Genomic DNA, 12,804 nt, shown 5'->3' with positions numbered 1-12,804 from the left:
CCATCAGGTTCTTCAGGCTCCTTGCCGAGGAAGCTCAATCAAGTTCTATCCAGGCTGGCGCATGATCGCTCGGCTTGTCCCATGCACGCGTTTCGGCATCTACTCCGGCATTCTTCAGGCGATCCAATAGGGATGAACTTAGCAAGAGATGGTCCATCCGGAGCCCGGAACTCCGATCGTACCCGCCGCGGTAGGAGAAGTTCCAATAGGTGTAAATTCCCTTTTCTGGATGAATGCGACGGACGGCATCAATCCAGCCCTGAGCAAGCATTTCGGCGTACCCGCTCCGGCTCTCAGGGAAGTAAACGGCATCGCCAACCCAGCGCCCCGGCACCGCCGCGTCGATCGAGCCTGGAACGACGTTATAGTCGCCGCAAAGGATGGTCGGTGAGCTATCGCCGAGCAGCACCTGGCCATAGGTGATCAAACGTTGGAACCAGCGAAGTTTGTAGTCGAACTTCGGCCCCGGCGCTGGATTGCCATTGGGCAAATACAGGCAGCCGACAACAAGCCCATTCACATCTGCCTCGATGTAGCGGCTGTGCGAATCGTCGGGATCGCCCGGCAGACCTCGACGACGTTCCAGCGGCTCAATCCCGCGAGCGAGGATTGCCACGCCATTGTAGGACTTCTGTCCGTGCCAGATTGCGCCATAGCCGGCGTTTCTAATCGCGTCGACGGGAAATTTTTCGTCAGAGGTCTTCAGTTCTTGAAGGCAGACGATGTCATAGCCGGTTTCGCCAAGCCACTTGAGAAGCACTGGCAGTCGGCCGTTGACGCCATTGACGTTGAAGGTTGCGATGCGGGTCATCTCGACGATTTAACGTCTTTGCGCCGCTTCGATGCGACATAGAGTCGGTAGCCAAATCTTGCCTTTTGTCATCGTCCATCTGCATTTTTGCTCGAAGCATTGGTGCTTTGACCGGAAGCAGCAGATGTCTTTGCATCTTTGGAATGCGCGGCAATCGCCGGACCCGCGCCGGTAGCTTTACGCATATCGCCGCTCCCCTTGCCGTCAGCCGATTTCTTGCTCAACAGTCCTGAGAAATATTTTCCAAAGAAGCCCATCCGACTCTCCATCTTGGCGCTCATTCGGCGACTTTGCGGGCCCTGAACTCATCTCTGCGCTGTTCTCGCAACTGCCGAGGATCGCTGCGCGAACCGCCAAGGGCGCGGCGCCTGACCAGCGCGGCCGAACACTCAAGCAGGAAACATTCCAGTCCTTTGTAGATATGCGTGATCATGTCCTTCATCTCCCGGGACCGCCTCGGCACATGGGTCGCCGAGGCGGTTGGGTAGGCGATCAATCAAGCCGCTTTCCGTTCTGCCGCTCGTTCGTTGACGCCGGCTTCACCGAGGGCAGTCAACGCCTCGTCGGTGGCCTTCTCCTCCTCGAGTGTCGCATTGAGGAGCGCAACCACGTCATCCTTGCCGAGCGTCGTAGCCCAGGCAATCAGGGTTCCATACCTGGCGATCTCATAGTGCTCCACGGCTTGCGCGGCACCGACGAGCCCTGCATCGAGCGAAGTCGAACCCTTGTACTCCTGAAGGATTTCAGATCCTTCCTCCAGGATGCCGTCGATCGCCGGGCAGGTTTTGCCGCGCGCGGCCGCGCCGAGAATCTCGAAGACCTCCTCCAGACGTTCGACCTGCCCCTCGGTTTCAGCGAGGTGCTTCTCGAATGCTGCCGAAACTTGCTCTTCGGATGCGCCTTTGGCCATCTTCGGCAAGGCTTTCAGAATTTTCTTCTCGGCATAGTAGATGTCTTTGAGGCCATCGAGGAAAAGGTCCTCCAGGTCCTTGTTGTTGCCATTGGCTTTCTTGGCAGTGGGCATTGTGCCGTCTCCTCTGTTGAAAATTGCCCGTCGCGAGCATTTTCTTAACTCGGAAACCCGAACCCGGTTCCGGGATAATGGAGATATCTAAATTTAAAGGGTCCTGCGCTTCACTGAGAACAACGACCACGTCATTCTCGTCGAAGAGCCGCGGCGGGGCGCACGCCATCGGGCTCCCGCCAACGGTCGTGCGGTCTGAGGGCCTGGGACTGCAGGAGAAGCAAGTTCCGCGGCGGCAGCAGAGCAGTCGGGGCAACGCCTCTCAAGCCTCCTTACCGCTCTGCAGCCGCTTGATTGCTGGGCCCCGCTTGCATCCAGGAATTGGGTGATTGGACGCTGCGTATGCAACCAGAATACCTCAGAATGGTTCTAGCTATGATTTAAGCGGGATGGCGCGAGCGCCGTCCAAAGGTGGCAATTTTCATGGACGTATCGCTTTCGCGAACCGCAGACCACAACATCAAGGCCGGCAAGAGCGGCTTGCTGCTTGTCTCGGACAATTATGACGCTTTCGCCGTGCGCGTGCTGGCGGCAAGGAGCGCTGAGCGCAGTCTCGACCTGATGTATTACCTTTGGCATGATGACCACACCGGCCGCTTGCTGCTTCGCGAGGTTTTTCGAGCTGCTGAGCGCGGTGTTCGGGTGCGCATGCTCCTTGACGACGTCAATCCGCGCAAAAATGATGCGGCATATCTGGCGCTGAACCACCATCCAAACATCGAACTGAAGTTGTTCAATCCGAGCGGTATCAGGCGCGGCCAGATCATGCGTGGTGTGGAAGTGCTGTTGCGGCTCTTTGCATTGACGCGACGGATGCACAACAAGGCTTGGATCGTCGACGACAAATTTGCCATTGTCGGCGGTCGGAATGTTGGCGATGCCTATTTCGATGCGGCAGAAACCAATTTCCGGGACCTCGATCTGCTGCTCCTGGGGCCTGCGGTACGGCAAACCGCGGCGATATTCGATGCCTTCTGGGCTTGCAATGAAGCCAAGCCAATCAAAACCTTGGGATCAGTGGCTGAGCATGAGCATGCCAAATGGCTTGAAGGAAGCGATACCGGCCCCGATCCCAAATTCCTGAACGGCATCGGCAACCGGGGCTCGATCACAGAGTTTATTGCGGCCAGCAACGACGTTCATTGGGTGGATGGCGTGCGGGTCATTTCCGATCCGCCGGAGAAGGTTCGTGGTTGGAGACGTCGCAGCTGGCTTATGAAAGAGCTGCGTCCCATCATCCAATCCACCCGCGGGTGTCTGGAAATTGTGTCGCCCTATTTCATCCCCGGCAAAAGGGGCACAGCGATCTTGCTGGACCTTGTCGGCGCCGGTGTTGACGTTTCGGTTCTGACCAATTCCCTGGCCGCCACGGACGTCGCCGCAGTCCATGGCGCTTACGCAAACTATCGCAAGCGGCTGCTGAGGAATGGCGTCAAAATTTTCGAGCTTCAGCCGTTCAACCGGCGCTCGGCAATCTCGGTGTTTGGCTCGAAGGGCGCCAGTCTGCATACGAAAGCTTTCACCGTCGACGACAATATCGGCTTTGTTGGTTCCTTCAATTTCGATCCACGGTCAGTGTCCTTGAATTCGGAAATGGGCGTTCTGTTTGAGGATCCGAAAATGGTCGCCGAGCTGCGGCATCGATTCCAATCGGAAATATCTCCGGAAACAAGCTATCGGCTCGAACTGAAGCACAATGTTCTGCATTGGCATGGATGCGGCGAAGGCAAGATTCAGGACTATACGCATGAACCAGAAGCCGGATTTTTTCGCCGTATCCTGGCGGTCTTCGTCCGTCACCTCCCGATCGAATCTCAGCTCTAGCATCCGACGATGGCCGAGGACCTCGCGATCTCAGCAAATTGCCCTGCCGGGGATCGCGTGAGCGAAACGTGAAACCCTGATCTACCACGGGTCAGCCAGACCGCATCACGCCCGGTTCTTCGACAACCGCGTCGCCAGTCCCATGATGTCCGGCGTCCGGATCACTCGACAACACATCGGAAAAATTGACCGTGGCGACCAGATATCCGGCTTCATCGTAGACCTTGATAGTCGATCCCGATTGCTTGGTACCTGACCCAGGGTCCGCCGCCATTGCCACGCCTGCCATCTCTATTGCTCTCGGACTGGCCATCTCCGCGCTGGCTAGCTCTTCCTCGAGAGCGGTAGTCTGGCCGGATACTGTCGTCTCAAAGCGAAATTTCGGCATGGGCAACCTCCTGTTCCTAATGCAATTCCGGTGTCCGGGTTGCGTTCCAAAGAAACAGAATTGGTGGGAAGCAGCTAAGATCGCCGCGATGGCCAGACCCGTGTCGCCACGAAGGTCAGCAAACCCGTGATCACAATCCAGGCCTGCACCTCGCGCTGGATGGTTGGTCCAAGGTTCGATGTCTGTCGCGACGGGCTCTCTGCCTCCACTATTGGTTGAAGGTCGGACCGACTGCCGAGACGGACGGAATAGGCTCGCGTGAACTCGGCGCCGAGCAGGAATATCTCAGACGAATAGTAAACCCAAAGCAGTACGACCAGCAGTGCACCCGCCGCGCCATAGGAGGATGCGATCGCGCTGGTTCCGATATACCAGCCAATCAGCGACTTGCCGATGGTGAAGAGCAAAGCGGTCACTGCCGCGCCAATTGTGACATCGCGCCAAGCGAGCGACCGGTCCGGCAGGATCTTGAAGATCGCGGCAAACAGAGCGGAAATCAGCACGAATGATACAATGCCGTTTATCGACGCGAGAATGATCGTGCCGAACGGCAGATGGGCGTTGATGACAGCGCCAAGCGCGGAAATGGCGGCACTCGCCGCCAACGACACAAGCAGTAGAAATCCCAACGCTGCAACCAGACCCAGGCTGGCCGCCCGCGCCCGCACCAATCGCGACACAGACATGGGTGGTGGCTCAATCTTCCAGATTGTGTTGAGCGAAAGCTGCATTTCGCCAAACACCCCTGAGGCTGTCACGAAGAGGGTGACAATGCCCACCAAAGTGGCAACAGTGCCGGCGGTTCTGTGAGAAGCGCTTTCAATGGTGCTGCGCAGAAGGTCGCCGGTTTGCGATCCCATCACGCCTGCGATTTCGGCCGACAGAGCGAGTTGAGCTGCTTCATGCCCAAAGACAAGTCCAGCAATCGCAACAACGATCAACAAGATCGGGGCCAGGGACGTAACGGCATAGAATGCCATCGCCGCACCGTGGCTGAGGGCATTGTCGTTGATGAATCCGAGGATGCTCTCCTTGCCAAGAACCCAGGCTTCGCGTGCCACCCGCATGGGGAATTCCTTTTGCCTCAACGAGTAACCTAGTGCTGTGGGCAACGAAAGCGAGACCTGCCGCCAGTGCGCGAGGCGTGACTGCCGAGACACGCCCGCTTGGCTCTGCCCACGCCCAGAAATGTTCCATGCGGCGCCGGAACTCGCCGGGCTCGTAATGGTTATCGGTCATCCGATTGGAGTGATCAAAAATGCCTGATAATGAAAACCGTCGCGAGACCGGCGCAACGAAGTACCCGGCTAGAACAGGTCCTGATCCTTCGGATGCGTTCTCTCAGGATGCGGCCGGCAACAAGAAACCCAAGAGTGGGGTCGGTCTGACGCGGCCAGTCAACGAAGTGGATGACAAGACGCACCAATCCGATGGCCAGAACGCCCCGGCGAGGCCGGGCGGCGGAAACACGGTTAAGCCATGAACGTTGCCAATCTTCAGCTTGAAGGGTTGATGATGGCGGTCGCGTCAATCAACAATCTGCTCGTTCACAAAGGTCTGCTGTCAATTGACGAGATCGATACCGCCCTGCGAAAGGCAGAGGCGTCCATGACAAGTGAGGTAGTGTGCTGAGAGTTCTGCAAATTCGCTGAGAGGGGGCGGTCATGGCAGGCTGGTGATTGTTCACGTCACCTGATTCCCGCGAAGGAACGCCACCATGACCAAGACTGAAGTTAAGACCGCCAGCGCTGCCGTCAAAGACATTTTGCTTTCGAACCCGGATGGATTGCACGAAGTGCTCCGTGCGGTGATGCAGGAGGTGCTTGAGGCCGAGATGGACGAGGCGCTGGGTGCCTCGAAGAGCGAGCGCACGCCCGAACGGCTTGGCTATCGCTCGGGCTATTACGGCCGTACCCTTGTGACGCGGGTCGGCAAGCTCGAGCTGCGGGTTCCACAGGACCGGGCGGGTCACTTCTCCACCGAGCTGTTCGAGCGCTACCAGCGTTCCGAGCGGGCCTTGGTGGCGACACTGGCGGAGATGTATGTGCAGGGCGTGTCGACCCGCAAGGTGAAGGCGATCACGGAAGAACTGTGCGGCCATGCCTTCTCGGCCTCGTCGATCTCGGCCATCAACAAGCGGCTGGACGAGAGCCTCGCTGCCTTTGCCAGGCGCCCCCTTCAAGAGCCGTTTCCTTACCTCATCCTCGATGCGCGCTACGAGAAGGTGCGTGAAGCCGGTGTTGTCATGAGCCAGGCGGTGCTGATCGCGGTCGGTATCGACTGGGACGGAAGGCGTCAGATCCTGGCCGTGGAGATGGCCAATCGCGAGAGCCGCTCGGCCTGGAGGGACTTCCTCGTCGGCCTCAAGGCGCGCGGCCTCAAGGGCGTCGAGTTGGTTGTGTCCGACGATCACGCCGGCCTGGTGGCAGCGATCGGCGAGGTGATCCCCGAAGCCGCCTGGCAACGCTGCTACGTGCACTTCCTCAGGAACGCGCTCGATCATCTGCCGAGGAAGCACGGCGACGACTGCCTGCAGGAATTGCGCTGGCTCTACGACCGGCGCGATCTCGCAGAGGCCAGGGCTGATCTTGCCGCATGGCTTGCCAAATGGTCGGCACGCTATCCGCGCCTGACAGGCTGGGCCGAGGATGCCATCGAACAAACCCTGACCTTCTTCAGGCTGCCGAGACAGCACCACAAGCATCTCAAATCCACCAACATGCTGGAGCGGCTCAACGAGGAAATCCGCCAGCGCACCTATGTCGTGCACATCTTCCCCAATACCGAAAGCTGCCTGCGCCTGGTCAGGGCCTTGGCCGTCGAGACCAATGAAAACTGGATGGAGGCCAACCGATACATCAACATGGACGACCTGCGCGAGCACAAGAAGCTCGCTCTGCGCCAAGCCGCATGACCAGCATCATGGCTGCCCCATTTTGCAGAACTTGACGCACACAACCACAAGTGACGAGCGGACCTACGAAGACATGTCACCGGCCAACCGTGACGCGATCTGCTTCCCGATCCGGCTTCTGCAGATCGCAAACAACGCGCAAGGCGAACTGGACATCCCACCATTTTCAGAGCTTGCAAAAATGGTTGGGCAAACCAAGGAACCTTAACGTCAGCGGTGACGACATGACGTGTAATCTCCGTGAAGGCCTACATTTGACGGCGATGCCACTCTGAAGCGGAAAAGCAGCATCGGCGCCGTCTCGGCCATGAACCGAACCAAATCTCACCCACTGCGTTGAGTCCGGCGATGCGTCATTAGTCGGGGCACTTCCATGAAAACGGGCGAGCTTTCAACCTACCGGGCCAAAAGGGATTTCGCGAAGACGAAAGAGCCCAGCGGCGAAAGCTCGATTGCGGGTTCGAACCGACTCCGGTTCGTCATCCAAAAACACGCGGCCACGCGGCTGCACTATGATCTTCGCCTCGAGCTTGGCGGGGTCTTCAAATCATGGGCTGTGACCAAAGGTCCATCACTGGATCCTCACGACAAACGACTTGCCGTGGAGGTTGAGGATCACCCGCTGGAGTACGGCGACTTCGAAGGCACGATTCCCAAAGGACAATATGGTGGCGGCACGGTGCAGTTGTGGGATCGCGGATATTGGGAACCGGAAGGCGCCATGTCTCCCGAAAAGGCGTTGGAAAAAGGCGACCTGAAATTCACGCTGCAGGGCAAGCGCCTGCATGGAAGCTTCGTCCTCGTGCGCATGAAGCATGACCGCAATGGCGGGAAGCGGACCAACTGGCTGCTGATAAAACACCGCGACAAATACGCGACAGAGGGCAATGGCGATGCGGTGCTGGCTCAGGATCGATCCGTCGCCTCGGGTCGGAGCATGGAGAGGATTGCAGCGGGGAAGGGGGCAGGTCCGAAGCCGTTCATGATGAAAGGTTCATCGTTGGCCGATGCGGATGCCGTTTGGGACAGCAAGCGCGGCCATGCCGACAAGCGCGCCGCCAGGTCGGCAAAGCCTGCTCCGCGGCCGAAGCGAGCCGCTGGTGCCTCAGCGGCGAAGATGCCCGACTTCATCCCACCACAGCTTTGCGCAACGCTTTCCCGGCCGCCGGCCGGGACGAACTGGGTTCACGAAATCAAGTTTGACGGCTATCGCGTCCAGTTGCGCGTGGAAGACAAGGACATCGCCCTTAAGACCCGCAAGGGTCTTGACTGGACGGAGAAATTTGGCGCCATCGCAAAGGAGGCCGCCAGCCTCCCCAACGTCATCATCGACGGCGAGATCGTAGCGCTTGGCGAGAACGGGGCGCCCGATTTTGCCGCACTGCAGGCAGCGCTGTCGGAGCGCCGGACGAAGGACCTGATCTACTTTGCTTTTGACCTGCTCTTCGCAAATGGCGTCGATCTGCGAAAGATGCCTCTCTCACAACGGAAGGAACGTCTGAGCGAGATGCTCGGCGAAGTCGATCGCGGCGAGCAAAATCTCATCCGCTATGTCGAGCACTTCAGCAATGGCGGCGACGCGGTGCTGCGTTCTGCCTGTCGCCTGTCGCTTGAGGGGATTGTCTCCAAAAAGGCCGATGCAACCTATGTTTCGGGGAGGACCGACACCTGGGCAAAATCGAAATGCCGCGCCGGGCATGAGGTGGTGATCGGCGGCTGGTCGACGACCAACGGCAAATTCCGGTCATTGCTCGTCGGCGTCAATCGCGGTGAACATTTCGCCTATATCGGCCGTGTGGGGACCGGATTCAGCGAGGCAAAGGTCAAGCAGCTGATGCCCAGGCTGCAGGAGATGAAAGCCGCGACGTCGCCGTTTACCGGCGATGGCGCACCGAAAAGGAATTCAACCGTCTTCTGGACGAAGCCGGAATTGATCGCGGAAATCGAGTTCGCCGGCTGGACCGGGGGTGGCAATATCCGGCAGGCCGCCTTCAAAGGCCTGCGTGAAGACAAGCCCGCAAAAGACGTCGAGGCCGAGCGTCCAGCTGATCCTCAAGAGACGCCGATTGCCGACCCTGCCAAGGTGACTGGCAAGACAGGAAAAAGCCCGGTTGTCATGGGCGTCATCATTTCCAAGCCGGACAAGCCGCTTTGGCCGAATGCCGGCGACGGTCAGCCCGTCGACAAGCTCGATCTTGCAGAATATTTTGAGACCGTTGGCCCATGGATGATCAGACATATCAAAGGTCGTCCCTGTTCACTCGTGCGCGCGCCGGATGGCTACGCCGGCGAGCAGTTTTTCCAGCGCCACGCAATGCCAGGCACATCCAATCTGCTTGAACTGGTAAAAGTCTTCGGCGATCACAAACCGTATCTGCAAATCGACCGCGTCGAGGGTCTGGCCGCGATCGCCCAGATAGGCGGCCTTGAGCTTCACCCCTGGAATTGCCAGCAGGGTCATCCCGAAATACCTGGCCGACTTGTCTTCGACCTTGACCCTGGTCCGGAAGTCCCTTTTGCGAAGGTGGTCGCGGCAGCCAAGGAAATGCGCGATCGTCTCGAAGATCTGGGCTTGGTGAGCTTCTGCAAAACCACGGGCGGCAAAGGCTTGCATGTCGTGACGCCATTGGCGGCCCAACGCAGCAAGACGACATGGGCCGAGGCCAAGGCCTTCGCAAAGGCCGTCTGCATCCAGATGGCGGCAGACAGCCCGGATCTCTACCTCGTCAACATGGCCAAGAAGCTGCGGACATCCCGGATTTTTCTCGACTATCTCAGGAATGATCGCATGGCGACAGCCGTCGCTCCTCTCTCCCCTCGCGCCAGGGAAGGCGCGACTGTATCCATGCCGCTGACCTGGAGTCAGGTGAAGGCGGATCTCGATCCGAAAAAATACACCGTTCGCACCGTCCCGGGCCACCTGAAAAAGACCGTCGCCTGGGCTGACTACGACGATGGCGAACGGTCGATCAGCAGTGCCATCAAACGGATTGGTTCAGCAAAGCTCGCCGCATGACGACGTCGGTTCGCGCTGGCTTGCAGGTACGCGGCCCAAAGTCCAACCTCCTGCCTCACCGGTCTCTGGGATTGCCCAGGGTAAGGTCGCGCGCCCGGGTGTAGCCCTCGACGCGAGGCAAACCGTCATCCATCCTGATAAACGGCAGTCGCATTTCCCAATAGGCCTGGGCTTGGGGATGGAACTTCTCGGGCGCGTCCATGAATCCGATCGAGATGTAGAACTCGTTTGGCAAGCCTTCATCGGTGTACCCAATCGAGGTGCCACATTCCGAACAGAAGGAGCGCACGACGCCCCTGGTTTTCGAGAATGTTTTTGGTTTTGGGCCGAGCCAATCGACCTGATCTGGACGATAGCCAATCCAGATCGTCAGTGGGCTGCCGATCGCTCGTCGGCAGTCATCGTCGTGGTCGAAACAGATCCAAAAGGGATCGCCACTGAATTCAGCTGTGATGGCTCCGCAAAAGCAATGCCCTCGATCAATCCGGGCGGGTTTTCTGATCGTCGTTCGTGGTTTGTCGTCCATGGTAATCTTCCCGCCAGCGTGGTGGCGTAACGCCGCGGCCAGCAAGCAGTTCCTTTGGACATCACAGAGCCGCAGATGCGCGCAACCGGCGGGCTGCTCGTCAATATCATTTGAGGCAGATCAGGCCTTAGTTTGTTGGGAACATTTTTTCAGGTCCGCACTTTTGTTCGCCGTCTGACCAAAGGAGGCGACCTTGAAAACACGACGCATCGACAGGGAAAAGATCGAGAGGGCGGATCGAGAATCCAAGTTGCTGTTGGAAGCGGAGCGGCATGCCAGGGAAGCCAAGACGGCGCGGCTTAGAGAACAGCGACAGTTGTTGGAGGCATCGATAGCGCGGACCCCGCCCGCGTCGTCCGCAGCGGTAAAGCCGCCGCCCCGCCAACGAAAGCCGACGCGCAAGGTAATCGAGGTGGACTGACGGTTTGGTCCGTTGGGGCTTCTGCCAAGGTGGGGAGTTGATATGACAGGGCAGGGGATCCGGCAGCATGAATACCAAAGCGGTAAGTCCGGCCCTCGCCAAAGCCACGGCTGCTCGGCGTGCTGGATCGGGGTCTCATCACCGGTGTGTCCGACGACGATCCTGCGAGAGCCGCTGAAAAATTCGCCCGAGCGGGCCGAGAATGCGATCCAGCGAATCCGGCTGGACACTTACGTCGGGAACAATCGCACGCGCGGACCGTTCCCCAAGCGATCTTCACGCTCAGGATTTGCTCTTGTTGCAGCGACCGGATGAAATTTTCAACGAGGCCTCGCAAACGGTTGGTGATCCTCTTGAGCGCGACGCCTTAGGTGGGGAGGCTGAGCTAACTGGCGATCGCGCCATCCCGCGTCGTCTGGTTGTCGTCTCGAATAGACTGGGAAACATTCGCGATCCGTCGCAAGCCGGCGGACTGGCTGTAGGCATCGGGGATGCGTTGGCCGAGCGTGGAGGCCTGTGGCTGGGAGCAAGCGCCGAGTATCAGGACTACGCCGCGAGCGACGAACCGCTGATCCGCTTGGAACGCGTGGGAAAGATCGAGACCGCTGCGCTTACCCTGCCGTATGAGGAGTATTCGCTCTATTACAATGGCTATGCCAACAGCACGCTGTGGCCGCTTTTTCATTACCGACTCGACCTGGTGAACCACCGGGCAGAGTTTCTACACGCCTACCGGCAGATCAATGCGCGGTTCGCGAAGGCGCTCGCAGGACTGCTGTCGGGCAACGACGACCTGGTGTGGGTTCACGACTACCACCTTATCCCCTTGGCCGCCCAGTTGCGGCGGCTGGGAGTCCGGAATCGGATCGGTTTCTTTCTTCACATACCGTTCCCGCCGCCTGACTTGTTTGTAGCCACGCCCGACCATGAAGAACTCATCGATGATCTGCTTCAATATGACGTCGTGGGATTCCAGACCGAAACGGACGTGGGGAATTTCCGGCGCTCAGTGCAGGCGGCCAACTCCACTACTTTTGATATCAATGGTTCGGCTGAGATGAACGGCCGCACGGTGTTATCGAGGTGTTTTCCGATAGGCATCGACGTCGATTCAATCGCACGCATGGCCAATGAGGCGGCGGAGGATGTGCAGATCGATTCCATGCGCCGCCAGATTCTGGGCCTCAAGCAAATCATCGGCGTCGATCGGCTGGACTACTCCAAGGGTCTCCCCGGCCGCATGCAGGCTTTCGCGCGTCTTTTGGAAAGGCATCCGGAACAAGAGCGGGCGGCAACCTATTTGCAGATTGCGTCGCCGACGCGCGAGGAGGTCAGCGCCTATGCCGACATCCGGGCCCAGCTTGAGGCAACCGCCGGCGCGGTCAACGGAAGATACGCGGATTTGGCTTGGACCCCGATCCGCTACATCCACCGTGCCGTATCACGCTCTCGGCTTGCTGGCCTGTTGCGCGCTAGCCAGGTCGGATTGGTCACGCCCCTGCGTGACGGAATGAACCTCGTCGCCAAGGAATACATAGCCGCGCAGGACGAAGCCGATCCCGGAGTGCTGGTGTTGTCGCGTTTTGCAGGTGCGGCCGAAGAACTTGCCGAATCCTTGATCGTGAACCCGTATGCGGTCGACGAGGTTGCCGATGCGATCGCAAAAGCGCTCGCGATGCCGCTTGAGGAAAGAATCGCAAGGCATAGTGCACTGCTCAAGCGCATCACGCGCAATGACGCAGCAGAATGGCGGCGGTCATTTCTCGCCACGCTCGCGGGTGAGAACTAGCGCCTGGCATCGATGCCTGAATCCGTCCGTGTGTCACGCGTCCCACACGGTCATAGCCCGGCCATAACCCGGCTTGCCTAGCAGTTCGAAA

The 12,804-nt window shown here is 58.8% G+C and carries 14 protein-coding genes; 7 read left to right on the top strand and 7 right to left on the bottom strand.

Annotation, left to right across the window (positions count from 1 at the left end; translation table 11 throughout):
- Positions 1-34 precede the first annotated feature (34 nt).
- The 4 genes from xth to AC3CCE_RS24275 form a co-directional block, all read right to left on the bottom strand.
- The gene (gene xth, locus AC3CCE_RS24290) at positions 35-811 is read right to left on the bottom strand and encodes an exodeoxyribonuclease III (RefSeq protein ID WP_352626598.1); all 777 of its coding nucleotides are present in this window, start codon (positions 809-811) and stop codon (positions 35-37) included.
- A 68-nt stretch (positions 812-879) separates the two neighbouring features.
- The gene (locus AC3CCE_RS24285) at positions 880-1,092 is read right to left on the bottom strand and encodes a hypothetical protein (protein ID WP_245270903.1); all 213 of its coding nucleotides are present in this window, start codon (positions 1,090-1,092) and stop codon (positions 880-882) included.
- A complete protein-coding gene (locus AC3CCE_RS24280; RefSeq protein WP_155923313.1) occupies positions 1,089-1,244 on the bottom strand; it encodes a hypothetical protein in 156 nt (51 codons plus the stop codon). The genes AC3CCE_RS24285 and AC3CCE_RS24280 overlap by 4 nt, the downstream gene beginning before the upstream one ends.
- A 63-nt stretch (positions 1,245-1,307) precedes the next feature.
- Positions 1,308-1,835, bottom strand: coding sequence for a YciE/YciF ferroxidase family protein (locus tag AC3CCE_RS24275; protein ID WP_023681150.1), 528 nt, complete (start codon positions 1,833-1,835; stop codon positions 1,308-1,310).
- A 423-nt stretch (positions 1,836-2,258) separates the two neighbouring features.
- On the opposite strand from AC3CCE_RS24275, the gene AC3CCE_RS24270 reads away from it, so the two are divergent.
- A complete protein-coding gene (locus AC3CCE_RS24270; RefSeq protein WP_352626601.1) occupies positions 2,259-3,659 on the top strand; it encodes a phospholipase D family protein in 1,401 nt (466 codons plus the stop codon).
- Positions 3,660-3,750: 91 nt separating this feature from the next.
- Here the strand turns inward: AC3CCE_RS24270 and AC3CCE_RS24265 are convergent, their stop codons facing one another.
- Both AC3CCE_RS24265 and AC3CCE_RS24260 read right to left on the bottom strand, forming a co-directional pair.
- Positions 3,751-4,047, bottom strand: coding sequence for a hypothetical protein (locus AC3CCE_RS24265; RefSeq protein ID WP_352626603.1), 297 nt, complete (start codon positions 4,045-4,047; stop codon positions 3,751-3,753).
- 74 nt (positions 4,048-4,121) lie between these two features.
- On the bottom strand, positions 4,122-5,114 hold the full coding sequence (locus tag AC3CCE_RS24260; RefSeq protein ID WP_352626605.1) for a YihY/virulence factor BrkB family protein: 993 nt from the start codon (positions 5,112-5,114) through the stop codon (positions 4,122-4,124).
- A gap of 191 nt (positions 5,115-5,305) precedes the next feature.
- On the opposite strand from AC3CCE_RS24260, the gene AC3CCE_RS24255 reads away from it, so the two are divergent.
- The 4 genes from AC3CCE_RS24255 to ligD all read left to right on the top strand — a co-directional run bounded on the left by AC3CCE_RS24255 (position 5,306) and on the right by ligD (position 9,977).
- Positions 5,306-5,530 carry a hypothetical protein gene (locus AC3CCE_RS24255; RefSeq protein ID WP_155921617.1) on the top strand — a complete coding sequence of 75 codons (225 nt, stop codon included), beginning with the start codon at positions 5,306-5,308 and terminating at the stop codon, positions 5,528-5,530.
- Positions 5,527-5,679, top strand: a complete 153-nt coding sequence (locus AC3CCE_RS24250; RefSeq protein ID WP_352626612.1) for a hypothetical protein — start codon at positions 5,527-5,529, stop codon at positions 5,677-5,679. Before AC3CCE_RS24255 ends, AC3CCE_RS24250 begins: the two co-directional genes overlap by 4 nt.
- Before the next feature lie 85 nt (positions 5,680-5,764).
- Complete coding sequence (locus AC3CCE_RS24245; RefSeq protein ID WP_488377209.1) at positions 5,765-6,961, top strand: IS256 family transposase; 1,197 nt, start codon at positions 5,765-5,767, stop codon at positions 6,959-6,961.
- A 373-nt stretch (positions 6,962-7,334) separates the two neighbouring features.
- Complete coding sequence (gene ligD, locus AC3CCE_RS24240; RefSeq protein ID WP_352626358.1) at positions 7,335-9,977, top strand: DNA ligase D; 2,643 nt, start codon at positions 7,335-7,337, stop codon at positions 9,975-9,977.
- Positions 9,978-10,032: 55 nt separating this feature from the next.
- Here ligD and AC3CCE_RS24235 read toward each other — a convergent pair whose 3' ends face one another.
- Positions 10,033-10,503: a GFA family protein gene (locus AC3CCE_RS24235; protein ID WP_352626357.1), complete on the bottom strand. Its 471-nt coding sequence runs from the start codon at positions 10,501-10,503 to the stop codon at positions 10,033-10,035.
- A gap of 193 nt (positions 10,504-10,696) precedes the next feature.
- On the opposite strand from AC3CCE_RS24235, the gene AC3CCE_RS24230 reads away from it, so the two are divergent.
- Together AC3CCE_RS24230 and AC3CCE_RS24225 are read left to right on the top strand one after the other, a co-directional pair.
- Positions 10,697-10,924, top strand: coding sequence for a hypothetical protein (locus AC3CCE_RS24230; RefSeq protein WP_352626356.1), 228 nt, complete (start codon positions 10,697-10,699; stop codon positions 10,922-10,924).
- A gap of 295 nt (positions 10,925-11,219) precedes the next feature.
- Positions 11,220-12,713: an alpha,alpha-trehalose-phosphate synthase (UDP-forming) gene (locus tag AC3CCE_RS24225; RefSeq protein ID WP_023833975.1), complete on the top strand. Its 1,494-nt coding sequence runs from the start codon at positions 11,220-11,222 to the stop codon at positions 12,711-12,713.
- Positions 12,714-12,804: the final 91 nt, after the last annotated feature.

The organism is Mesorhizobium sp. P160187 (assembly GCF_057766425.1).
This window is presented reverse-complemented; position numbering and strand designations above follow the sequence as displayed.